This window comes from Mucilaginibacter limnophilus (assembly GCF_004005815.1).
Classification (GTDB): Bacteria; Bacteroidota; Bacteroidia; order Sphingobacteriales; family Sphingobacteriaceae; genus Mucilaginibacter; species Mucilaginibacter limnophilus.
Window position 1 is genome coordinate 1 of record NZ_SACK01000008.1, and the last position, 24,679, is coordinate 24,679.

The 24,679-nt window shown below is 44.0% G+C and carries 20 protein-coding genes and 1 rRNA gene; 11 read left to right on the forward strand and 10 right to left on the reverse strand.

All coding sequences use genetic code 11. The features are described from left to right. Window positions 1-61, reverse strand: a 16S ribosomal RNA gene (locus tag EOD41_RS16040); the annotation flags it as partial. A 931-nt stretch (window positions 62-992) separates the two neighbouring features. On the opposite strand from EOD41_RS16040, the gene EOD41_RS16045 reads away from it, so the two are divergent. The 7 genes from EOD41_RS16045 (at window position 993) to recN (ending at window position 8,805) form a co-directional block, all read left to right on the forward strand. Further along, window positions 993-1,922, forward strand: a complete 930-nt coding sequence (locus tag EOD41_RS16045) for an outer membrane protein assembly factor BamD (RefSeq protein ID WP_127706778.1) — start codon at window positions 993-995, stop codon at window positions 1,920-1,922. 7 nt (window positions 1,923-1,929) lie between these two features. Continuing rightward, window positions 1,930-2,256 (forward strand): DNA-directed RNA polymerase subunit omega, encoded by a 327-nt coding sequence (locus tag EOD41_RS16050; protein WP_127706780.1) that lies wholly within the window; start codon window positions 1,930-1,932, stop codon window positions 2,254-2,256. A gap of 67 nt (window positions 2,257-2,323) precedes the next feature. Further along, on the forward strand, window positions 2,324-3,529 hold the full coding sequence (gene coaBC, locus EOD41_RS16055) for a bifunctional phosphopantothenoylcysteine decarboxylase/phosphopantothenate--cysteine ligase CoaBC (protein WP_127706782.1): 1,206 nt from the start codon (window positions 2,324-2,326) through the stop codon (window positions 3,527-3,529). Further along, entirely contained in the window at window positions 3,526-4,422 is an 897-nt protein-coding gene (gene porD / locus EOD41_RS16060) for a type IX secretion system protein PorD (protein ID WP_127706784.1), read from the forward strand. The genes coaBC and porD overlap by 4 nt, the downstream gene beginning before the upstream one ends. A 227-nt stretch (window positions 4,423-4,649) precedes the next feature. Further along, a complete protein-coding gene (locus EOD41_RS16065) occupies window positions 4,650-5,036 on the forward strand; it encodes a BlaI/MecI/CopY family transcriptional regulator (RefSeq protein ID WP_127706786.1) in 387 nt (128 codons plus the stop codon). Between the two features lie 5 nt (window positions 5,037-5,041). Next, on the forward strand, window positions 5,042-7,075 hold the full coding sequence (locus EOD41_RS16070; protein WP_127706788.1) for a M56 family metallopeptidase: 2,034 nt from the start codon (window positions 5,042-5,044) through the stop codon (window positions 7,073-7,075). A gap of 74 nt (window positions 7,076-7,149) precedes the next feature. Continuing rightward, on the forward strand, window positions 7,150-8,805 hold the full coding sequence (gene recN, locus EOD41_RS16075) for a DNA repair protein RecN (protein ID WP_127706790.1): 1,656 nt from the start codon (window positions 7,150-7,152) through the stop codon (window positions 8,803-8,805). Window positions 8,806-9,092: 287 nt separating this feature from the next. Here recN and ahcY read toward each other — a convergent pair whose 3' ends face one another. Then, window positions 9,093-10,409 carry an adenosylhomocysteinase gene (gene ahcY / locus EOD41_RS16080; RefSeq protein ID WP_127706792.1) on the reverse strand — a complete coding sequence of 439 codons (1,317 nt, stop codon included), beginning with the start codon at window positions 10,407-10,409 and terminating at the stop codon, window positions 9,093-9,095. 142 nt (window positions 10,410-10,551) lie between these two features. On the opposite strand from ahcY, the gene EOD41_RS16085 reads away from it, so the two are divergent. Both EOD41_RS16085 and EOD41_RS16090 read left to right on the forward strand, forming a co-directional pair. After that, a complete protein-coding gene (locus EOD41_RS16085) occupies window positions 10,552-10,863 on the forward strand; it encodes a hypothetical protein (RefSeq protein ID WP_127706794.1) in 312 nt (103 codons plus the stop codon). A gap of 90 nt (window positions 10,864-10,953) precedes the next feature. Further along, on the forward strand, window positions 10,954-11,364 hold the full coding sequence (locus EOD41_RS16090; RefSeq protein ID WP_127707214.1) for a BrxA/BrxB family bacilliredoxin: 411 nt from the start codon (window positions 10,954-10,956) through the stop codon (window positions 11,362-11,364). A gap of 135 nt (window positions 11,365-11,499) precedes the next feature. Here EOD41_RS16090 and EOD41_RS16095 read toward each other — a convergent pair whose 3' ends face one another. After that, the gene (locus tag EOD41_RS16095) at window positions 11,500-12,870 is read right to left on the reverse strand and encodes a 3-keto-disaccharide hydrolase (protein ID WP_127706796.1); all 1,371 of its coding nucleotides are present in this window, start codon (window positions 12,868-12,870) and stop codon (window positions 11,500-11,502) included. Window positions 12,871-13,013: 143 nt separating this feature from the next. Then, window positions 13,014-14,333 (reverse strand): Gfo/Idh/MocA family protein, encoded by a 1,320-nt coding sequence (locus EOD41_RS16100; protein ID WP_127706798.1) that lies wholly within the window; start codon window positions 14,331-14,333, stop codon window positions 13,014-13,016. Between the two features lie 182 nt (window positions 14,334-14,515). Here EOD41_RS16100 and EOD41_RS16105 point away from each other — a divergent pair, with 182 nt between their 5' ends. Beyond that, the gene (locus tag EOD41_RS16105; RefSeq protein WP_127706800.1) at window positions 14,516-16,999 is read left to right on the forward strand and encodes a M1 family metallopeptidase; all 2,484 of its coding nucleotides are present in this window, start codon (window positions 14,516-14,518) and stop codon (window positions 16,997-16,999) included. Window positions 17,000-17,070: 71 nt separating this feature from the next. Beyond that, on the forward strand, window positions 17,071-17,409 hold the full coding sequence (locus tag EOD41_RS16110) for a hypothetical protein (protein ID WP_127706802.1): 339 nt from the start codon (window positions 17,071-17,073) through the stop codon (window positions 17,407-17,409). 58 nt (window positions 17,410-17,467) lie between these two features. Here EOD41_RS16110 and cdaA read toward each other — a convergent pair whose 3' ends face one another. The 6 genes from cdaA to bglX all read right to left on the reverse strand — a co-directional run bounded on the left by cdaA (window position 17,468) and on the right by bglX (window position 24,664). After that, complete coding sequence (gene cdaA / locus EOD41_RS16115; RefSeq protein WP_127706804.1) at window positions 17,468-18,259, reverse strand: diadenylate cyclase CdaA; 792 nt, start codon at window positions 18,257-18,259, stop codon at window positions 17,468-17,470. Window positions 18,260-18,496: 237 nt separating this feature from the next. Continuing rightward, a complete protein-coding gene (locus tag EOD41_RS16120; protein WP_127706806.1) occupies window positions 18,497-19,312 on the reverse strand; it encodes an enoyl-ACP reductase FabI in 816 nt (271 codons plus the stop codon). Window positions 19,313-19,456: 144 nt separating this feature from the next. Beyond that, entirely contained in the window at window positions 19,457-20,827 is a 1,371-nt protein-coding gene (locus tag EOD41_RS16125) for a hypothetical protein (protein WP_127706808.1), read from the reverse strand. Between the two features lie 53 nt (window positions 20,828-20,880). Further along, a complete protein-coding gene (locus EOD41_RS16130; RefSeq protein ID WP_127706810.1) occupies window positions 20,881-21,627 on the reverse strand; it encodes a heavy-metal-associated domain-containing protein in 747 nt (248 codons plus the stop codon). A 79-nt stretch (window positions 21,628-21,706) separates the two neighbouring features. Further along, window positions 21,707-22,267: an AraC family transcriptional regulator gene (locus EOD41_RS16135; RefSeq protein WP_240663458.1), complete on the reverse strand. Its 561-nt coding sequence runs from the start codon at window positions 22,265-22,267 to the stop codon at window positions 21,707-21,709. A 123-nt stretch (window positions 22,268-22,390) separates the two neighbouring features. Continuing rightward, on the reverse strand, window positions 22,391-24,664 hold the full coding sequence (bglX, locus tag EOD41_RS16140) for a beta-glucosidase BglX (RefSeq protein ID WP_127706812.1): 2,274 nt from the start codon (window positions 24,662-24,664) through the stop codon (window positions 22,391-22,393). Window positions 24,665-24,679: the final 15 nt, after the last annotated feature.

Sequence of the window (24,679 nt, forward strand, 5' to 3'; positions counted from 1 at the left end):
CTTGCATGTATTAGGCCTGCCGCTAGCGTTCATCCTGAGCCAGGATCAAACTCTCCATTGTATAATGTTTTGTTTGTCTCACTGACCCTATTAACTCAATCAATAGAATCTGTAAAAAAATATATCTTTTACAATATCCAACTAACTTTTAAAAATCCTTATTGGCTTTTCTCTGGTTTCTACTCTTCTTAGAGTAGTTTAATTGACAGTACTATGTTACTCTTTGTGCCTCGTCTGCTTTCGCTTTCTCTGCACTTAACATAGCCCGCTACGCTACATGATTATCTTTCCTTTAAAGAACTTTATTTCCTCCCCGTCACGGTTCGGATTTGTATTTTGTTTCCAGTTTTACCTGGTTACTTTTTCAATTTGATTTCGAAAATCGCTTTCGAAATTTTCTCTTTTCAGAGTTCCCTTTGTTTTGGGAATGCAAAGGTAAGAACCTTTTTTTAATCTGCAAATTTTATTTTTTTATTTTTTTTTATTCTTTCAAATTTGCTTGTTTCAGTACCTAAAGAGCGTCCCGCGTTTCTTCGTTTGCGGGCTGCAAAGGTAGGTACATTTTCGGCTTCTGCAAACCCTTGCTAACTTTTTATTACCTACTATATCGCAACATGCTGTTTATCAGCCCGAAAAATTTATAAAAATTTAAAACAAAATCTTAGAAAGTTCATTTACGAGCCGAAACAAGCTTTTTTTATATTAAAGCGGCCATAAACGACAAAATTGCATTTCTATTTATACATCCTATATATACAGTACATGCACTATATATAATATCAAAGCGTTTAAGTGTGGCTGCGGCAAAGCATAGTATATATAATTAAGAAAAGCATTTAAGTGTAATTGCTATCAAGCATAATATATATAATATGACAAGGGTTAAAAGATGTTAAATAACAAACCCCACGCTATATATATAATATAAGCGCATTATATTCGCCGCTAAATAAATAATTGACTGATTTATAAGTATTGATTATCTTTGCAGGATGTTTAAAAAACAACTATCGTTTGTGGCGGGCTTGCTGGCAGTTTTAATAATTGCCCTTGGAAGTTGTAAAAGCAAATTTGAGAAACTAAAAGCGAGTAACGACAACTCGAAAAAATACAAAGAGGCATTGCGGTATTATAATGAAAAGAAATACGGCAGGGCGCTTGAACTTCTTGACGACCTTGTACAAAGGTATCGCGGTCGGGAGGGATATGAGGATCTTTTTTATTATTACGCCTATTCGAACTACAAGTTGCGCGATTATACATCAGCCAGGTATCACTTTAAAACATTTGCAGATACTTACCCATCAAGCAGCCGTGCTGAAGAGTGCCGCTTTATGTCGGCTTATTGTTACTATCTCGATTCGCCGATATACTCGTTAGACCAGGAAAATACCAGCAAGGCTATTGAAGCTTTACAGTATTTTATTACGCTGTACCCAAAAAGCGACCGTGTGGCCGAGGCAGGAAAATTGATACAAAATCTTCGCGATAAACTGGAAGAGAAATCATACCAGAATGCTAAGCTGTATTTAACTATTGAGGATTACCAGGCCGCAGTTATTTCATTTAACAATACCCTGCGTGATTATCCTGATACCAAATACGCCGAAGAGATTGAGTTTTTAACTGTAAAGGCCCAATACCTGTTTGCTAAAAACAGTTTGGAAACTAAACAGGAAGAACGCTATGCCCAGGCTATAACTTATGCTGACGAGTTTTTAGAAAAACATGCCGACAGCAAATATGTTAAAGATGCGGCCGAGTACAAAAAGGACAGCCAAAGCGGTATAGAAAATGCTAAACGCGTACTGGCACAGGTAAGGTTCAATCCTAAAAAGGCAAAAGAACTTGCAGAAAAAGACACAACGGTTCAATCACAACCGCCATCAGTAAAAGATCAACATCCGGAATTAGAAAATTAATAAAGATATGAGCACTAACACAAACAAGCCCGCTGTGGCAAGCAGCACCGTTACCCGCGATCTTCGCGAGCTGGACAAGGGTACCGATAATATATATGAGTCGCTGGTGATCATGGCGAAACGCGCCAACCAGATCTCAAACAATATTAAAGAAGAGCTTCACCAAAAGCTTTCTGAGTTTGCATCGTCAAACGACAACCTTGAGGAAGTTTTTGAAAACCGCGAGCAAATCGAGATCTCTAAATACTACGAAAGACTGCCGAAACCAACGCTGGTAGCTGTTCAGGAATTTTTAGAAGACAAGATTTACTACCGCAACCCAACAAAAGAATAATAAACGCCCCGCAAGGGGCATTTTTATTTTACGGCTTTTCCATTGTAACCTATATTTTTGCAGCAGTATGCTACAGGGTAAAAACATATTGTTGGGCGTGTGCGGAAGCATCGCCGCATATAAATCGGCGTTGTTGGTTAGGCTGCTTGTTAAGGCAGGCGCCAATGTACAGGTGGTGATGACACTTGATGCCGCCAACTTTATTACACCGCTTACCCTTTCTACCCTATCAAAAAACCCGGTACACATTAATTACTTTAATACCGATAACGGTGAGTGGGATAATCATGTGGCTTTAGGCCTTTGGGCGGATATCGTGCTGATAGCTCCCGCAACTGCAAACACCCTGGCAAAAATGGCCAACGGGCTTTGCGATAACCTGCTTACTGCGGTTTACCTTTCGGCTAAGTGCCCGGTATATTTTGCCCCGGCTATGGACCTTGATATGTGGAAGCATCCGTCAACTGTGCAGAACGTTCAGAAGCTTCAGTCGTATGGCAACATACTTATACCGGCAGGTACGGGTGAACTGGCCAGCGGATTGTATGGCGAAGGGCGTATGGCCGAGCCTGAGGAAATAATAGATTTACTCTCCGCAGAAATAAAAAAAAAACTTCCGTTAGCCGATAAAAAGGTGCTTATAACCGCCGGCCCTACTTATGAGGCTATCGATCCGGTTCGTTTTATCGGTAATCATTCATCTGGTAAAATGGGCTTTGCCATTGCCGATGAATTTGCCGCCGCAGGTGCAGATGTCACGCTGATAACCGGACCAACAGCACAAAAACTTCAGCATAATAACATTCAGCGTATTGATGTAACCACCGCTGCAGAGATGCTTGAAGCCTGTACCTTACATTTCCTACAGGCAGACGCGTGTGTAATGAGCGCAGCTGTAGCCGATTATACGCCTATTGAAGTTGCTCCGCAGAAAATCAAGAAACAGAACTCAGGTCTTACCATCGAACTAAAGAAAACTACTGATATTTTAAAAACGCTGGGAGAAAGTAAGCAGTCCGGGCAGGTGTTGGTTGGATTTGCCTTAGAAACCGAGAACGAGGAGGAGTACGCAATACAGAAGCTGCAAAAGAAAAACCTCGACCTCATCATCCTCAACTCACTTAACGATGCCGGTGCCGGTTTTAAAGGCGACACAAATAAAATAACGATGATAGATGCTTCGTTGCAAAAAACTATATTTGAGTTGAAAACAAAAACCGAAGCCGCCCGCGACATTTGCCTGAAAGTTACGGAGCTGATAAACCGCTTATGAAGAAACTGTGCCTGTATATTGTATTCTGTTTAATTAGCTACACCGCCGCCGCACAGGATTTAAACGCCCGGGTGCAGGTGCTGACTCAAAAGATACAGGTAACCAACAAGCGCATATTCGAGGTGATGGAGACCGGGATACGCGATTTTTTGAACGGCCGCAAATGGAGCGCCGACGTGCTTTTACCCAATGAACGTATTGATTGTAATTTTGTGATCACCATTAATTCATGGGATAACAGCAGTAATTTTAGTGGGGAAATACAAGTGCAGGCATCGCGCCCGGTATTTAATTCGGCATATACTTCGAGTTTGGTTAATATTAACGACCGTGATTTCGATTTTACTTATACCGAAGGGCAAACCATTGACTATACCGACCAAAACTTTCAAAGCAACCTGAGTGCCGTACTGGCCTTTTATGCTTATATTATTGTAGGCCTGGATAACGACAGCTTTTCGCGCTTTGGCGGAACCCCATATTTTGCTGCTGCGCAAAACGTGGTGATAAACGCGCAAACAGGCTCGGCACGTGGCTGGAAAGCTTTCGACAGTAACCTTAACCGCTATTGGCTGGCCGAGAACTTAAACAATAAGATATATGCCAACCTGCGCAGCTTTTATTACGATTACCACCGCAACGGGCTCGACCTGATGGCTGATAATGCACTGCGCGGACGACAGGCAATTGCCGCTTTACTACCATCGCTTAGCGATGTCGACCGTAAACGTTTAGGCTCCTACTTCCCTTTGATGTTCTATACAACCAAAAGCAACGAACTGGTATCTATCTTCAGCCAGGCAAGTCCGCAGGAAAAAGCAACAGCTTATAATATATTGATACAGGCCGATCCCTCAAATGGCATGAAGTATCAGACGTTGCAGGGGCGGTAGGAAGAAGTCTCACCCTAAATCCCTCTCCAAGGGTGAGCGACTTTAAAAAATGTCATGCTGAACTTGTTTCAGCATCCCTCATGCAAAGTGCTTTATTAACAGTCCTGTGAGATCCCGAAACAGGTTCCGGATGACCACTAACCCCATACCCTTTACACTTTTTAACAAAATAAATTTGCATATACGAAACTAATCGTATATAATTGTACGAATTAATTCGTAATAAGATGCCGACTGAGATAAAACCAACCGAGAGCGAACTGGAAATTTTGCAAATTATGTGGAACAAGGGCCAATGTACAGTGCGCGATGTGCATGAAGAACTTGAAAAAACAAAAGATGCAGGATATACCACTACGCTTAAGTTGATGCAGATAATGTTTGAAAAAGGGCTGGTTAGCCGCGATAGCAGCGAAAAAACGCATAAGTACACTGCGTTATTTACACGTGAGAAAGCACAAAAAACAGCTTTAGACAAAATTATTGCAACGGTTTTTAAAGGTTCTGCGTCTGATTTGGTAATACAGGCGCTTGGCCAGCATCAAACCTCAAAAGAAGAGATAGACGCCATTAAGCAGTACCTTGAACAATTTGAACAACGCAAAACCAAGTAATCAATATGGAGACCTTGTTAAACAACATCAGTCAGGTTTTAGGCATTACCGTTATCCACTCGCTTTGGCAGGGGCTTTTGGTTTATTTGTTGCTGCAGATTGTGTTAAGTTGTGCGCCTTCGCTGTCGTCGGCCAAAAAGCATAATTTGGGTATGCTGGCACTGCTGGCGATGGCCGGATGGTTTGTTGTTACTTTTTTTAACGAGGTTAGCCATGTTGACTGGCTGGCAAAACAGGCTCTTGATAATGTGGCGCCGTTTAATTTTGTACCGTCGCCGGTGAGCAGAGTAGTAAACCAGCCTGACAGTTACCAGTACATTATTAAGCAGTACCTGCCATATATCACGGTGGTATATCTTATTGGCTTGTTGCTTAACGCGCTTAAACTATGCTTTGCATGGCGGAATATCATTCAGGTTAAACGGTCGCTTACTGTGGTTGACGAGCTGCAGCAAGCGGTTAAAACCTATACCGAACAATTGAATATCAGCAAAAACGTATCGGTAAATATCAGCCGCATGGTTGATGTACCGGGCGTAATCGGCTTCATGAAACCAATCATCCTGCTGCCCGTAACCCTAAGTACATCGCTGAGCAGCGCAGAAGTTGAGGCCATCTTATTACACGAACTTGCACACATAAAACGCAACGACTATCTGTTCAATCTGCTGCAGCAGGTTATCGGTGTGTTGATGTTTTTTAATCCCTTTGCCATACTGGTTAACCGCATTATTAACACCGAGCGTGAAAATAGCTGCGACGATCATGTGGTAGAAATGACCGGACAGCCGCTGGTATATGCCCGGGCGCTTTTAAAGCTTGAGCAATATAAACCCAATTTGCAGCTGGCCCTTGCCGCTACCGGCAAAAAGTATGTTTTACTTAACCGTATTGAACGTATCATGACAACAAGAAAATTAACCGCCAATGTGCGACATATATTAGCTGTAATATTGCTATTCACTTTAAGTTTGGGCAGCATAGCCTGGCTTAATCCTGAAATAAAGAACAACAAAATTGTAATAAACCCTATTGCCATTGCCCGCAATTTATTTGCCGACACCGTTCCGGGTAAGAAACCTGTTAAAAAAGGTGTTAAGAAGAAAACTACAACAGGCGTTTACAAGATTAAAACAGAAAAAGGTAAAACAGTCATTTATTCTTTTGATGATGACCCTGAGTTGGCAAGGCTTTCTGCCGAAGTAGAAAAACATGGCGAAGCAATCGAGAAATTTTACGAAAGTGCGGAGTTTAAAAAACTTAGTGAGGAAATGGAAAAAAACGGCGAGGCCATAAGCGCTTACTATGATTCGCCTGAAATGCGCAAGCTGATTGAAGAGCAGGAAAAGTTGTCGGAAGAGTTTGACAAGAAATGGAGCAATAATCCTGAAATGGAGAAGCTGGAAAAACAGCTTGATGAAGCCGGTAAACAGATTGACCAGTATTACGATGCACCTGCATTCAAAACCCTAGAAAAACAACTTGAAGCCGCCAGCACCCGTCTTGAAAAATCAAACTTCGGTTCTGCAGAATTTAATAAAAACAGGGCTGAAGTGAGCAGGCTGAGCAAAGAAGTAGGCGCATACGCACAGAACCCACAAATAAAAGCGCAACAGGATAAGGTTAGAGAGCTTGGTCAAAAGGTGCGTGATTACTATCAAAGCCCTGAATTTAAAGCACAGCAATCAAGAATAAGAACTCTTGGGGACAGTATTGGCAAACTGCACAACAACGCGGCTATTAAACAACAACAGCAGGCATTACGCCAGTTAGGCGAAAAAATGCGTGCTTATCGTGATAATCCGCAAATAAAACAACAGCAAAAATTGCTTGCCGAAGCAAGTGCAAAGCTGCGTGCCTATACCAATAGTCCGGCGTTTAAAGAAAAGCTCAAACAGCGCAATGTGATCATCCGCTCTTTTGATGCATCTGATGAGGCGGTAGCTGATCCGCGTGCTACGCCGGATGCCGAAGCAGTACCAGATGTACCGCCTGCACCGGATATTGTAGCACCAGCTTCGCCGGTAGACCCTAAATAAAAGCTATTTAATTTAGCATTTCACAATAGCTAATTGTAATTTAGTATCCTCAAACCTTGAGGATACTTTTTTTTATGCTGCAAAGGCTTACCATTAACAATTACGCGCTTATTGACAACCTCGATATCAGTTTTGATAACGGGTTAAACATACTCACCGGTGAAACCGGCGCCGGAAAATCAATCATTTTAGGTGCGCTTTCGCTAATACTTGGTCAGCGGGCCGAAAGCCGGTATTTTTTCAATCAGCAAAAAAAATGTGTAATTGAGGGGCAGTTCAAGATCGACGGCTTTCATCTAAAAAGTTTTTTCGAGGAAAACGACTTCGACTATGAAGCCGAAACCGTTCTGCGCCGCGAGATAACCGCCGATGGTAAATCACGTGCCTTTGTTAACGATACGCCGGTTAATCTTACCTCGCTTAAACAACTTGGCGAACGGCTGATCGACATACATTCACAGCATGCTACGTTAGAGATTAACGATGCGGGCTTCCAGTTACTGGTGATTGACGCGCAGGCGAAGAGTGATGCCCTGCTGAATACCTATCAGCAGAGATTTAAACAATACAAAAACGAAACGGCACGGCTAAAGCAATTAACAGAAGAAAACGACAAAGCCAAAGCCGACCTTGACTATTACCAATTTCAATACGATGAGCTGGAAAAAGCAGATCTTGTTGCCGATGAGCAGGAACAGCTTGAACAAGAGCTATATGCACTTAACCACGCCGAAGAAATAAAACGGAACCTGCTGGCAGTGGCATATGTACTGCAGGACAGCGAAGCCGCAGCGCTTAACCAATTGAAAGAAGCAGCACAGCAGCTATCAAACCTGAGCAAGTATAACCCTCAGATTGAAGAATTGCACACGCGCCTTGGCAGTACCATTATTGAAATTAAAGATATTGCCGCTGAAGTTGAAAATATAGAGCAGCGCACATTTACCGACGAAGCACGTGCTGAAGAGATAAACACCCGTCTCAGCATGATCTATAACCTGCAGAAAAAGCACCGTGTTACCACCAATGCCGAATTGCTGCAAATACAGGATGATCTTTCAGGCAAATTACAACAGGCGCTATTTGGCGACGAAGCCATTGAAAAACTGCAAAAAGAGATAGCTGCCATAAAAGCTGAACTGCAAAAATTAGCAGATGAACTGTCGGACAAACGTGCAAAAGCAATCCCTGCGATTGAGCAACAAGTAGTGGCCACACTTGCCGAAATGGGCATGAAGGATTCGGTGTTAAAAGTGGAGCTTTCTACTGTAGCCGACTTTACTAAAACGGGCACCGATAATGTCCGCTTCCTGTTCTCGGCTAATAAGGGACATGCACCCGGCGAAATGAGCAAGGTTGCATCAGGTGGTGAGCTGTCACGGTTGATGCTGGGCATTAAATCGCTTATCGCACAAAATACCGCATTGCCTACGATAATTTTTGATGAGATTGACACCGGCGTTTCAGGCGAGGTAGCATCAAAAGTAGGTACCATTATGGAGCGCCTTGCTGCCAACCTGCAGGTGATCACCATTACCCACCTGCCGCAGATAGCCGGTAAAGGCGAAAGTCATTACTTTGTGTATAAAGATAACGAGTCGGCTACGACATACACACGTATTAAAAAGTTAAATCAACAGGAACGTATTCTGGAAATAGCCAAAATGCTGAGCGGTGATAAACCCGGGGAGAGCGCTATTCAAAATGCTAAGGAATTGCTGGGAGTGTGATAGTCATTACTGTTCGAAGCAATAACGATGTGTAGCGTCATCCCGAACTTGTTTTGGAATCCCTCAGGACTGTCAACCGATTTGCATGTGAGATGCTGAAACAAGTTCAGCATGACGTTTGGACGTTTAGTTTAACTTTTGTCATGCTGAGGAACGAAGCATCTATCGGCAAATAGATGCTTCACTACGTTCAGCATGACAAAAGCTTATAACAAAAAAGGCATGGTTATCACCATGCCTTTCTTATTCTATCTTAATTCCTGAATCTTAATTCTTGAATCAAAATATTAGTAACGGTAGTACTCCGGTTTGAACGGGCCTTCAACAGTTACACCGATATATTCTGCCTGGTCCTGATCTAACACTTCCAGTTCAACACCAATTTTGGCAAGGTGCAGGCGGGCTACTTTCTCGTCAAGGTGTTTTGGCAGAGTGTAAACCTGGTTCTCGTATTTATCACCGTTAGTCCAAAGCTCTAATTGAGCAAGCGTTTGGTTGGTAAACGAGTTACTCATTACAAAGCTTGGGTGACCAGTTGCACAACCTAAGTTTACCAGGCGGCCTTCGGCAAGAACAATAACATCTTTGCCTTCAATGGTATATTTATCTACCTGTGGCTTTATCTCGATTTTGGTATTACCATAAGCACCGTTTAACCAGGCCATATCAATTTCGTTATCAAAGTGTCCGATGTTACAAACGATGGCTTTGTCTTTCAATGCGCGGAAATGTTCTTCACGAACAATATTTTTGTTGCCGGTAGCAGTTACTACGATGTCAGCTTCGGCTACAGCGGTTGAAAGTTTTTTCACTTCAAAACCTTCCATAGCGGCTTGCAAAGCGCAGATAGGGTCGATCTCGGTAACAATTACACGAACACCTGCATTACGAAGTGAATCGGCCGAACCTTTACCTACGTCGCCATAACCGCAAACAACAGCCACTTTACCGGCCATCATTACATCGGTAGCACGGCGGATAGCGTCAACCAATGATTCACGGCAGCCGTATTTGTTATCGAATTTCGATTTGGTAACCGAATCGTTCACGTTGATAGCAGGCATTGGCAGGGTACCGTTCTTCATACGCTCGTACAGTCGGTGTACGCCGGTAGTAGTTTCTTCAGAAAGGCCTTTAATTTCAGCAACCAGTTCAGGATATTTATCCAATACCATGTTGGTAAGGTCGCCGCCATCATCCAATATCATATTCAATGGCTTGCGTTCTTCGCCAAAAAATAAAGTTTGCTCAATACACCAGTCAAATTCTTCGGCGTTCATGCCTTTCCAGGCATATACAGAAATTCCGGCAGCAGCAATAGCGGCAGCGGCGTGATCCTGAGTTGAAAATATGTTGCATGACGACCAGGTAACTTCAGCGCCCAGCTCAATCAAAGTTTCAATTAACACGGCCGTTTGTATGGTCATGTGCAAGCAGCCTGCAATACGCGCGCCTTTCAATGGTTTTGAAGGGCCGTACTCCTGGCGAAGCGCCATAAGGCCCGGCATTTCTGCTTCAGCCAATTCTATTTCTTTGCGGCCCCAATCAGCCAGCGATAAGTCTTTTACTTTGTGTTTTACGTAGGCAGTCTCTACAGTCGACATATAATTCAAATTTTGAAATGCAAAAATACGCATTAAGATTTTCTTAATGAAATGGTTGTGTTAAGCGTTGATTATATATGATTTACAGATTACATGCCAGATTGCAGAACATAGCGGAATGTTATTTGTTGAGCATTAACTTATGTTAGAACACGCGCTCATCATCGCCATGATAGTCCTCTTCATCCATGCCTGCAGCTGGCGCGGGATGATATTTGATGGTATAAAAAAAATTATTGAGCCGAAAGGGCATTTGTATAAACCCATATATGGCTGTCCTATCTGCATGACACCATATTACGGTACTATTATTTACCTTTTATTTTTTAAAGTATCCTTTGCTGATGGCTTGCTTACCGTAGCCGCAGCCAGCGGATTAAATGTTGTATCGGTATTGCTGATAGATATTAAGGACGCGCTATGCCATCCGAAAGAAGACGACACAAAGCCGTAAAGTCAACAGAATGTTATTATTACGCCTGCCACAGATATATTATTTTTGATTTGATATTTTTGTAAAAAATTAACTTAGGTAATAACTATGATGTACCCTGAATATTTAGTAGCCCCAATGCGTGCCGAATTAACCAACGCGGGCTTTGAGGAACTGAAAGACGCGCAAGCGGTAAAAGAAGCTATTGAAAGCGAAGGCACCGTGCTTGTTGTGGTAAACTCGGTTTGCGGATGTGCCGCTGCCAACGCCCGCCCTGCTGCCCGCGCTGCTGTAAAATACGAAAAGCACCCTGATAAACTGGTAACCGTTTTTGCCGGCATGGAAAAAGAAGCTGTTGATACCGCACGTAACTACATGCTGCCTTATCCACCGTCATCGCCATCAATGGCATTATTTAAAGACGGCAAATTAGTGCATATCATCGAGCGCCATCAAATTGAAGGCCGCCCTGCACAAATGATTGCCGATAACCTGGTTTACGCTTTTGATCAGTACTGCTAAGGTTTTTTAGTCCGAAAGTCGGAAAAGTCCGGGAGTCGGAAAAGATCACCAAATAATAAAAAAACCGCTGCACAACAGCGGTTTTTTTATTAGCTTAATTTTCTTCCGGACTTTCCCGACTTTCGGACAAAAGAACTACTTCAACTCTTTAATCTTAATACTTTTAAAGCTTACAGCATTACCATGATCCTGCAGCAGGATGTGTCCTTGCGGCGCTTCGCCGAAGTTTTGCCAGATTTTGTATTTGCTGATGGCTACCAGGTCTTTAAATTCTTTTGAACCACGCTCGTACTCCAGCACCTTTACGCCATTAAGGTAATGCTCAACATGGTTGTTCGGATAAACCACTACCCTGCCGGTGTTCCAGTTGCCGGGCAGGTGTACAAAGCGGGCTTGCTTGTTGGCTTTTATTAAATCATACAATGATGCCAGCGTGCGGTTACCGTCGCGGCCAAGTTTGGCATCGGGATGGCGCTCATCGTCAAGCACCTGGTACTCCAGGCCAATAGCCGAGCCTTGTGTTTTTTCGTCAAGCGTAACAAAGTATTTTACACCGCTGTTGGCACCTTCGGTAAGTTTAAAATCGAATGAAAGGTCGAACGCTTTATATTGATCATTGCTTACAATATCACCGCCGTTGGTTGCTTCGCCGCCATCTGAAGGGGCAACGCTGATTACGCCATTAGTTATCGACCAACCTTTTGCCGGGAAACCACCGCCTTTGGCACTGCGCCAGCCGTTTGAAGTTTTTCCATCGAACAACAGCTTCCAGCCGTTTTGTTGTTCATAAGCCGACAGGTTGTTTGCTACAAGATTTACTACAAAAATGTCTTTATCAAATGTCTCGGGTTTCAAGCTTGTAGTTTTTATCTGAATATTTTTAAACCATACCTTCTTGTTGGCTTGTGCCTCGGTAGTTATGCCATGCACCTGTAAACCGATAAAGCCTGAAGCGTCAACCGTATCAATCACATAGCCTGCGGGTACACCGTTTATCCAGGTTTTAGTTTCGTTGCCAATGCATTCTATTTTGATATGATTGAATTCGCCAACTTTAAATTTCCCTTTAGCAGCAGGGTTCAGATCAAGCGGATATAGCCAGTCGCGGCGGCCTTCATCGTAGATGCCACCTGTCCAGTCGCGCGGCGAAGGGTCAAATTCGCACTGGCGGCCATATACCCTGCCTTTGCCGCCGTATCCGGCAGCATCGTAATGACTGCGTGTTTGCACACCAGAGTTGCTTACATTGCTTTCCATTTTAACATCAAGCTCCAGCACAAAATCGCCGTATTCTTTTTCGGTTACCAGGAAAGTGTTGCCCGAGTTCATTACGGTAGTTCCCTGTATGGTACCGTCAACCACCTGGTAATCGGCAGTACCGGCCAGGCGTTTCCATCCGTTTAAAGTTTTTCCATCGAACAGGCTTGTATAACCTTTTTTTATTTGTGCCGATGCCGTAGTAGCAGCGGCTATTAACATCAGTGCAAGTATCTTATTGGTTTTCATGGTTGGTTTGTTGGTTATATTTTCTTATGTCATTTCGACCGTAGGGAGAAATCTTCTAAAGCAACCGGCTCACTGCCATGACTAAGAAGATTTCTCCTCGTACCTCGTCGAAAAGACATTGAGTATTAATTTTATGAGGTGTCTTAAACTTTCAAATCCCATCCCGGCGCATACTCGCGGCTCCAAAGTTTCGTCGCTTCCGCGTCATTCAAAATGTGGCCGTTTTTTGTATCGATGTTCAGCACTCGTCCTACACGCTGCGCGATGTTACCAAGCTGTGGTATTAATGTCGACTTGTGCCCTTCAGTTACCGGCTGGGTAAGTTTGGCACTGCCCTGTATGGTTTGAATAAAGTTTGCCAGGTGGGTAGTATCAAGCAACTCGGTCGGACTCAGTTTATTGGTTGGGTCAACCACGGTATCATCCTTTATTTCTTTTACAATCTTGTTGTTTCCATCCAGTACCTGGTAACCATTACCGCCGCCATAGTAAATGGTGCCGTTCTCACCGTAAAAAATCACGCCCCGGCCATCGCCCTGGTAATGCTGATTACAACTGCGGCCCTCCCATGACAGCGCGGTATTGTTCGGAAAATTTACCAGTATGGTTTGCGTATCAGGTGTTTCCCAGTCATCTTTAAAGGCGAAGCGCCCGCCTGATGAGGTTACCCGCTCAGGGAAATCAGTACCTAAACCCCAGCGCATCACGTCAATTTCATGTGTGCCATTGTTAAGCGCCTCACCTGTGCCCCAGTTCCAGAACCAATGCCAGTTATAGTGGATCAGATTATCCTTATAAGGTTGGCGTGGCGCAAAACCCTGCCACAAATCATAATTCAAATTTGCCGGAACTGCCACCTGCTTGCCTACGCCAATGCTTGCCCGGCGATTGGTATACCATCCGCGGGCAAAATACACACGCCCGATAATGCCCTGGTGCAGTTCGTCAACCATTTTCTGCACGTTGCTGAACGAACGACGCTGGCTGCCCATCTGTACAAAGCGGTTGTACTTTGTTGCCGCGGCAATGGCCAGTTCGCCTTCGTTAGGATTGTGGCTCAACGGTTTTTCAACGTACACATGCTTACCGGCCTGACAGGCAAGTATGGTTGCGGGCGCATGCCAATGGTCGGGAGCAGCTACAACTAAAGCGTCAAGGTCTTTTCGCTCAAGCAGTTTGCGTATATCGGTATAGCCTTTGGGTTTTTTGCCGGTGGTTTTCTCAACGTCGGCAATGCATTTGTTTAATACGTTGCTGTCAACATCGCATATATAGCCAATTTCCACATCAGCAACGCCTGCAAACTTTTGCGCCAGGTAACCGCCGCGGCCGTTAACGCCCATTATGCCAATAACAACCTTTTTATTTGGCGAGCCGGTATAAAAGCCTGATGCCAGTGACGGGCCTATCAAAAACGTAGAACCGGCGATTGATACATTCCGGATAAAATTTCTTCTGTGCATGGTTTATAAGCATTGGTTAGGTAAACATAGCAGTAAATATATGTTATTACATATCAGCTTTTGTAACAATTTGGAAACGTGTCCGTCTTAGTAATCGCTATATTAACCTTTGTAATTTAACGGTTTGCATTGCGTAGCTTTAATAAACTGTTAAATTTGTTTTTTTAACACCTCATTTTTATATGAAAAGAACCCTGCTTGCAGGCGCTTTAATTACCGCCTGCATTGTACCGGCCCTGGCACAACAGCCGAAACCCAAGGCCGAAGACCCGCTGATGAAAATTTACCGGGAAACACCTGCCAAAGTCAACGATTTGATACACACCAAACTTGATGTGCGGTTCGATTACAAAAAACGTTACCTGTACGGAAAAGAATGGATAACCATTAAGCCGCATTTTTATGCTGTTGACAGCCTGAAGCTTGATGCCAAAGGCATGGACATTAAAAATGTATCGATTGTTAACGGTGCCAAACTTGTTCCGCTTAAGTTTAGCTACGACAGCCTGATGCTGAACATCAAGCTCGACCGTACTTACCGTAATAATGAAAAATATGTTGTGTTTATCGACTATACCGCCAAGCCTGATGAACTGAAAGTTGAAGGCAGCGCGGCGATCAGCGATGCTAAAGGCTTGTATTTCATCAACCCTGACGGTACCGAAAAAGACAAACCAACCCAGATATGGACACAAGGCGAAACCGAGTCGTCATCAGCATGGTTCCCTACTATTGATAAGCCGGGGCAAAAAACCACCCAGGAGCTTACCATGACCGTTCCTGCGAAATACGTAACGCTGTCAAACGGCCGCCTGGCATCACAAAAAGTAAATGCCGATGGTACCCGTACTGATACCTGGAAAATGGAACTGCCACACTCGCCATACCTGTTTATGATGGCTGTGGGCGATTTCAAAATTTACAAAGACAAATGGAAAGATAAAGAGGTAAGCTATTACCTTGAACCGAAATACGCGCCTTATGCGAAAGAAATTTTCGGATTTACGCCTGAGGCTATCGACTTCTTCTCGAAAAAACTGGGTGTTGATTATCCATGGAACAAATACGCGCAGATTGTAGTGCGGGACTATGTAAGCGGCGCTATGGAAAACACCACCGCTACCCTGCACGGCACTTATGTACAAGGCACTCCGCGCGAGCTGATCGACGCGTATTATGATGCCGGCCGCAGCACTATCGCGCACGAGCTTTTTCACCAGTGGTTTGGCGATTATGTTACCGCCGAAAGCTGGAGCAACCTAACCGTAAACGAATCGTTTGCCGATTTTAGCGAAACCCTTTGGGCAGAACATAAATACGGTAAAGATGAGGGCGGCGCGCATATTTACGACGATCTGCAAAACTACCTGCGTAACCGCAGTGCAAAAGAAAAAAACCTTGTAAGGTTTTACTACCATGATAAAGAAGACGTGTTTGACGTGGTTACTTACCAAAAAGGTGGTACTATATTAAACTACCTGCGTAATTATTTAGGTGAAGACGCTTTCTTTAAAGGACTAAATATTTACCTGAAAACAAACGCGTTTAAGAACGGTGAAGCGCACCAACTACGTTTGGCTTTTGAAGAAGCCAGCGGCCGCGATTTAAACTGGTTCTTTAACGAGTGGTATTTTAACTCGGGCCACCCGGTATTAAACATTACTTACAACTGGGACGAAGCTACTAAAACCCAAAAGGTATATGTTGCCCAAACCCAAACCGGCGACGCGTTTAAACTACCTATAGCTGTTGATATTTATGCAGGCGGTAAAAAAGAACGTCATAATGTATGGCTAACTACCAAGGCCGACACCCTGTCGTTCAAGGTAGCATCTAAACCTAACCTTGTTAACGTTGACGGCGACAAGGTGCTTCCTACGCAAAAAACTGACAAGAAATCGCTTGAAGAGTTTGCATTCCAGTATGCTAACGCGCCTTTATACCTTGACCGTTTAGAGGCTATCAATGCTGCGGCCGCAAGCCAGGGCGACAAAAACGCGCAGAAGATCATCATCTCTGCCCTTAAAGATAAATATTACGGCCTGCGCATTGAGGCTATTGAAGCTGCTAACATGAACAGTGACGAAGTACGTAACCAGGCACAACCTGTTATTATGCAGCTTGCCCGTACCGACGAAAATACGCTGGTACGCGCCGCGGCAATTAAAGTGTTGGGTAAACTTAAAGCTGCTGGTATGCTGACGCTGTTCCGCGAAGGTTTAAGCAGCCAATCGTACGCTATACAAGCTGCATCGCTCGAAGCTATTGCTGCAATAGAACCTGCTGAAGCGTTAAAAGCTGCAAAAGGATTTGAAAAAGATAACAAAGGCAAGCTTACCCAGGCACTGATAAACACTTATGCGACTTACGGTGGCGAAGAGCAATGGCCTTTCCTGTACGAGAACTTTACACAATTGAGTCCACAGGCTCAGTTTGATGTATTGCCAAAAATTGGTGAGGTTGCCGGTAAGGTTAACAACCCTGCTTATGCGCAGCAAGCTATCAGCAAGTTGAAAGACCTTGGCGTTAAGTACAAAAAATATGGTGTAGCACCATACGTAATTAATGTGCTTAACAACATCAAAACAAAACGTGCTGAAAAGAAAGACGACGCATCAGTTAAAGCTGCTGACGATGCCGTAAAAGCAATAAATGATGCCAATTAATTAATAATCGTGCAACATTAAAATAAAAAAGGTGTCTGTTTATCAGGCGCCTTTTTTATTTTTATATCGATATGAAAAAACTTGCTTTTGTTTTGATGCTTGGCATAGCCGGAGCAGCTGATGTTAAAGCGCAACAGTTTCCTAAATTGAAGGACTATAATAATCCTTACAACCTTAGTCCTTTATTTTCAGACAGCCTTGCAAAACTGCCGAAGTACACGCTTCCTAAACTACAGGCAGAGCAATCACCTGCTTTGAACGAACTGTACACTTACGATAAAATGCCGTATGTAAAACCACGGGGCAATTACAAAACACCTGTTGTTGATCCTGCCACACCCGGCGTAAGGTATACAATGCTGGTAAAAAAGATAGGTAATTATCAGCAGCCCGAGATCAAATTACCATAGCTGGTGTTTTTAACTTGCAATAATGACTAATGACCATTGACTACTGATCAATGACCAATTAAAAATCTTTGTTCAGTAGTTTTTCCAGTTCGGCAAAGCTGATGTTCATTTTAACGCGACCTTGCTTGGCGTAAGATATTTCGCCGGTTTCTTCAGATACAATAATTGCTGATGCCTCATTGGCTTCGGTAATACCAATACCTGCCCGGTGGCGTAACCCAAATTGGGCCGGCAGGTCGGTTTTCTCTGTTAATGGCAGAATACAGCTTGCCGATTTTATCCTGTTTTCGGCAATAATTACTGCCCCATCATGCAAGGGGCTATTCTTTTGAAATATACTTTCAAGCAGGCGTTTTGATATGCGGGCATCCATCAGTTCGCAGCTGTTTTGGTACACCTGCTCATCGTATATTCTTGCAAAAACTATAAGCGCGCCGGTACGGGTTTGTTTCATGCTTTTGCAGGCGTCAATTATGGGTTTTATACGGGCATAGTTATTTTTCTCAACTTCAGCTTTGCCGAAAAAATATTGCCACCAGGCCCGGTTTCGTTGCAGCGAAGCATTCTTGCCCACCAGTAATAAAAAGCGCCGTATCTCCTGCTGAAACACCACCACAATGGCAATAATTCCCACATTCATGAAATTGCCTAAAATGCCGGTAAGCAATTGCATTTGCAAGGCGCGTACCACGAAATACAGGGCACAGATAACCGCCAAGCCGATAAAGATATTGGCAGCAATAGTACCTCGTATCAGGTTGTACAACTGGTAAATTAAAGCAGCTACCAGCAGTACGTCGATAACATCAAATATGGTGAACTTAAAGAAGTTGATATCTAAACCCTGCATTACTACGAAGGTAGTGAATTATAGTAATTAGAGAATAGTGGGGAGAGATTAGTGAAATGTTATGACATAAAAAGCGTCGTTGCAAGGATGAATTCTAAACCTTCTTAAGGTTACTTGTCATCCTGAACATAGTGAAGTATCTATATTCGACAGATGCTTCGTTTTTCAGCATGACAAGTGAAAAGTTCAGAGATTGCTTCGTTCCTCGCAATGACGCCTTTTGGTATTGTTAACCTCTTATTCTTTTTCCATTTGCTCGATAACTGCTTTTGTTACACCGGTGAACGAGAAGCCGCCATCGTGAAACAGGTTTTGCATGGTTACCATGCGGGTAAGGTCTGAGAACAGGGTTACGCAGTAATCAGCACACTGGTCGGCGCTGGCGTTGCCAAGCGGACTCATTTTTTCAGCATAATTAATAAAGCCGTCGAAACCTTTTACGCCTGAGCCGGCAGTAGTGCGGGTTGGCGACTGTGATATGGTGTTTACACGTACTTTCTTTTCAACGCCATAGAAGTAACCGAAGTTACGGGCGATGCTTTCAAGTACTGCTTTATTATCGGCCATATCATTATAATCAGGGAACACACGCTGAGCGGCGATGTAAGTTAAAGCCACCACGCTGCCCCACTCGTTAATAGCATCCTGCTTGCGGGCAACCTGCAATACACGGTGAAGGCTTAATGCTGATATATCAAACCCTTTGTGGGTAAACTCGTAGTTGTTTTCAGGATAAGGAACGCCTTTGCGCACGTTAATGCTCATACCGATAGAGTGCAATATAAAATCGACACCGCTGCCAAAATGCTCTTTTGTTTTGGCAAACAGGTTCTCTATGTCTTCCATGCTGGTAACATCGGCTGGGATAACCGGTGCGTTTACCTCTTCGGCCAGTTGGTTGATTGCACCCATACGCATCGCAATCGGGGCATTGGTTAATACCAGTTCGGCACCCTCGGCATAGCAGCGCTGGGCGGTTTTCCAGGCAATTGATTTTTCATCCAAAGCACCAAAAATGATACCTTTTTTGCCTTTTAATAGATTATAAGCCATGTTTTAATTTTTTATAATTGAGGTCAAAGTTAGTGTTTTACTTGGTATTAGCGGCAGGTTACCTATTACAATGTATTGCGCCTGCCATCTAACCGCAAAGTAAGCAGTTTGAACTTATTTTCAACCTCAAAAAAGCACAATTGTTTACTTGTGCAGTGTTGGCCTTATCTGTATATATACCTGTCCGCTCATAGGGTTACTGCCATATAACGGATGCAGCTTTTGGGATAGTAAGTTAATTGATGCCTGTATGCCGCCGATGTATTCTATCGGGCCGGTTTTAAAAGGCCTGCGGTTGGTGCCTAATGTAAATTTATGAACATTAAACAAGACATTGCCAAACTGTTCTTCAAGTGCCAGTTCTTCAGCCGACTTTTGTACAAACTCGTACCTGCCGTAAACAGCCTGCTTGTTTAACTGGCGGGTACCTTCCAATAAAAACGAATGTTCATCGCCATGGCCACTGTGGTTTAGCCCCCATATTGCGCTACCTGTAAAGTACCTGCCTTCGTTATCAACAGGTGAAGCATATATTGCCGATGCGGTGTAGCGCCAAACATCCTCGTGCGGATGCAATAGTTCAGGGCTTTTAATATAACCCTGCGAAACCTGGAACGCCCATGCTCTATCGGGGTTGTACGACAAGCGCCATGAATAGCTATCGAAACGCATCTTATCAAAATCATAGCGGTCTTCATCCGGTTCGCGGCCGGTGAAGGTTGAGCCCTCCAGCTTAACCTTATCCAACCTTACACCTAAAGTGGCAACACCATAAGTAATGTGCGTAGCATCTTGCCAGTGGTGACCTAAAACGGCATCCGGATCATTCAAAGCGATAATGCGGTGCATAAACGCCGGCGGACCAAGAGCCGGTTCGCCGGGATAGCCAAAATATCCAAACACATCAACCTTATTGCTCAAACGCTGTGTATAGCCAATGGTAAGGCCTGAGAAAAAGTCGTGCGGATGCTGACGGTCGACAAGTGTTTGCCCCTTGTAACTTTCGCCGCTTTGAAACAGCAGCGGATAGCCGCGCTCGGTTACGGTAAGAGGGTCGGCGCTAATCATGGCGCTGAAGTTCAGCAGGCCGTTTTTGCCTACTTTATGATTATACATGGCCATAAACCAGTTCGGCGCGTCAAACTGCGTGTCACTACGCGAAGTTTTGCCGTTAAGCTGCTGGTTGTTGTATCGCAGAAAAACACTTCCATGAAACATCCACATACCATTTTTGGTGTGTTTCATCAGCATATACATAGGCGTGTTATCAGGCATCCATGACGTACCCGAGCCGTTCCTGTTCATGGGTAACGACAGCGAGTACGAATGGTTCATACCCTGCATATTATGACGCATGCTGTCCATATTCATTTTGCTGTGATCCATGCCTTTCATGGTGGTATCATGCCGCATGGGTACAGGCTTTTGTGTAATATCCGCCTGCATGTGATGCTCGTGCTGGGCAAAAGCCCGGGCATTGCTTATTACAAGCAGTATAAAAAATAGCTTTTTCATAGTTGAGGTTTAAAAAGTCCCTCTTGTTTAAAAGGGGTTTATGGTAAGATTATTTACACCATGGCAATTACCATGGCGGCGCTCATCACTATCATCAGGGCATCTTCAATAATGGTAACGGTGCTCATGGGCAGGTTAAACACCGCACCGAGGCAGGCGCATTGTATGCGATGTTTATTCAATACACTTTGCAAAACACCGACAATGCTTACAGTCATCACCACAAAAGTGATAATACTTATAAGTACTATGTTGAAGTTTATTGCGTATGCAACGCCCAGCCCCAGTTCAATAAAGGCATAAACATACCCCCAACCGCGCCACTTTTTAGCAACGATATCGTACATGGAGTAACTATCGGCAAAGGCGCTCAGGTTAAGCATTTTGAACAGCGAAAAAATCAGGAAGAAACCGCTCATGAAAACCGTCATGCTTTTCATCCAGTTAAATGAGCCGTTTAAACCACCAAGCAGCACTGAAATAACGGTAATATAACCGAAGATCAGCAGAATGGGTTTATAGGTTTGCAGCCATGTCCGCTTGTCTTCTTCATCGCTAAATGATACAGGCGTGGCAGCAACATGCTGATGCATGTCTTCTGTAAGTTGATATTTGGGATAATCTTTTAAGGCGCTTTGCAAAACAGGCGTAGCTACATGCTCATTCATGCTGATATCAGCTTTACCTTTTTCCAGGTCAATATCAACTTCGGTAACACCCGGCACTTTTTCCAGCAGGCCTTTAACTTTATATTGACAGCCGGTGCATGTCATCCCGGTAATGTTATATGTATGTGTCATTGTTTTTAATTTGATAACACAAATTTACTGCCGCCGGGTATCGAAGCCGTTATATTATTTTAGGAAAGCATTGTAATATTTACAGGTCTTCGATATTGATGCGATGGTTTTGCTTTTGCGCTTTAAAGAAGGTTGGCGTTAAGCCGGTTTGCTTTTTAAATTGATTTGAAAGATAAGCCACACTGCTATAGCCCAACTTATAGGCGATTTCTGAAAGGGTTAGCTCATCGTATCGAAGCAACTCCTTTACCTTTTCAATTTTTTGGGCAATGAAATATTTCTCAATGGTAGTTCCTTCAACTTCTGAGAACAGGTTGCTGAGGTAAGTATAATCGTAGTTAACCTGTTGGGTGATGTAGTCAGACAAGTTAAGGTTTTGTTGCTCTTCACTGTGATGGATAAGGGTTACAATGGCGTTCTTCACCTTTTCAATCATTTTGCTTTTACGGTCATCAATAATTTCAAAGCCGAGCGTTTTTAAATTTTCGCTTAACTTTTCAATCTGTTGTGCTGATGGCTCGCCCTGTACTTCCACCTCACCAAGTTCCACACTGGTGGCTTTAATGCCAGCTTTTTCCAGCACGGCAGCTACGGCCATTTTGCAGCGTGCGCAAACCATATTTTTAATGTAGAACTTCACTGAGGCAAATGTATTTAATCGATAGGTATAACGAAACATCTGAGTAACAGCATAGCGTAAAAAAATGCCCGGCAAGCCGGGCATTCAGTCAATTAATCAAACACATTATAGAACAAGAAAAGCTTATAGCAATTTAAAGTCGGCTTCTTTTACGTTATCTGAGCTGGTGCCGATGAACACTTTGTAATCGCCGGGCTCGTTGGTAAACTTCATGTCGATATCGTAAAATTTAAGGTCGGCACCGCTGATAGTGAAGGTCACATCTTTGCTTTCACCTGCTTTCAGGAATATTTTCTGGAAGCCCTTAAGCTCTTTCATCGGGCGGGTAACCGAACCTACCATATCACGTATATACAGCTGTACGGTTTCTTCACCGTCGTACTTACCGGTGTTGCGCACGTTAATGGTAGCAGTAAGGCTCTCGTTATTTTTTATGGCGATCTTGTTAAGCGTAACATCACCGTAAGCAAAGGTAGTATAGCTTAAACCATGGCCGAAAGCATACAGCGGTGTATTTGGGATATCCAGATATTTAGAGGTATACTTTTGCTTTTCATCAATTGGACGGCCGGTACTTTTAGCACTGTAATATATAGGTATCTGGCCTACGCTACGCGGAAATGTCATGCTCAGTTTGCCTGAGGGATTGTATTTACCAAACAGCACATCAGCAATAGCGTCGCCTGCTTTGGTACCGCCATACCATGTTTCCAAAATAGCAGCCATGTTGTCGTTCTCCCATTGCAAAGTAAGCGGGCGGCCGTTCATCAGTACCAAAACAACGGGTTTGCCGGTAGCACGCAGGGCTTTTAACAGTTCAACCTGGTTTGACGGCAGGCTAATGTCGCTGCGGCTGGCAGCTTCACCACTCATACCGAAAGGTTCACCTACAAAAGCTACAACTACATCAGCATCTTTAGCAACATCAACCGCGTCTTTTATCAAATCAGCAGGTGATTTCGGATCAGCAACAATTTGCGCGTCATGCGGATTTAGCCGACCAATGAGTGCAGGATCATCCAGAACATTGCAACCTTTGGCATAGGTGAACTCGTTGTTAGGATATTGTTTTTGCAAGGCATCCCACAATGTAACCGCTTTTTTCGGGTCGCCGGCGGCGCTCCAGTTGCCAATAAGATCACGCTGATTTTTAATCATCGGGCCAACAAAAGCGATTTTCTGGTTAGCCTTCAACGGCAACACCTGATTATCATTCTTCAGCAACACCATGCTTTTTCTCGCCGCTTCAAGTGCAAGCTGCAGTTTTTGAGCATTCATAATCTCTTTATCAGCACGTGCCTGGCTAATGTTGCGGTACGGGTCGTCAAACAAACCCAGTTTATATTTCGACTCAAGTACACGGCGGCAGGCAAGATCGATATATGATACATCAAGCTTTTTCTCCTGTACCAGCTTTTTCAGGTGATCAAGGAAATATTCGCTCACCATATCCATATCGTTACCGGCAACAAGCGCTTTTTTAGCAACGGTTGCCGAATCACCTACGCCATGGTTTGATAGTTCCATAATGGCGGTATAATCGGTAGCTACCATACCGTTGAAGCCCCATTGCTTGCGCAGCAAATCTGTTAACAGCCAGTGGTTGGCAGCGGCAGGTACGCCGTTAATTTCGTTGAACGAGCTCATTACAGTAGCCACACCCGCGTCAACAGCGGCTTTATATGGCGGCAGGTAAGTTTCGGTCATTTTACGCATGCTCATGTCAACAACATTATAATCACGACCTGACTCAACGGCGCCATACAGCGCGAAGTGTTTTACGCAGGCCAGTACAGCCTCGTCCGACCGCAGATTATTACCCTGATAACCACGCACCATGGCACCGGCTATTTTTGATCCCAGCCAGGTATCTTCACCTGCGCCTTCGCTAACACGTCCCCAGCGCGGGTCGCGGGCAATATCCACCATTGGCGAAAATACCCAGTTTATGCCATCGGCTGTTGATTCAACAGCTGCAGCATGCGCAGTTTTTTCTATCAACGGCAAATCCCAGGTAGCTGCAAGGCCAAGCGGTATCGGGAAAATGGTACGGTGACCGTGTATCACATCATAACCAAAAAGCAGCGGAATTTTAAGGCGAGATTTTTTGATGGCCAGCTCCTGTAGTTTGCGTACAGCATTTGGCGTATAAGTGTTAAACACACCGCCCACCAGGCCTTTTTCAATTTTTTCTTCAACGCCCTGACTCAAAATCGGGCCGGTTACATCAAATCCAATTGACGGCAAATTCAGCTGACCGATCTTTTCTTCGAGCGTCATTTTGGCCATCAGGTTTTTAATGTAGGCGTCCATTTTAGCATTGCCGGGCGCCTGGGCCAAGGCGCTGTACCCGCTAAACGCGAGGCACGATGCAATGATTATTTTGGGTAACTTCATAATGTATTGGTTGTG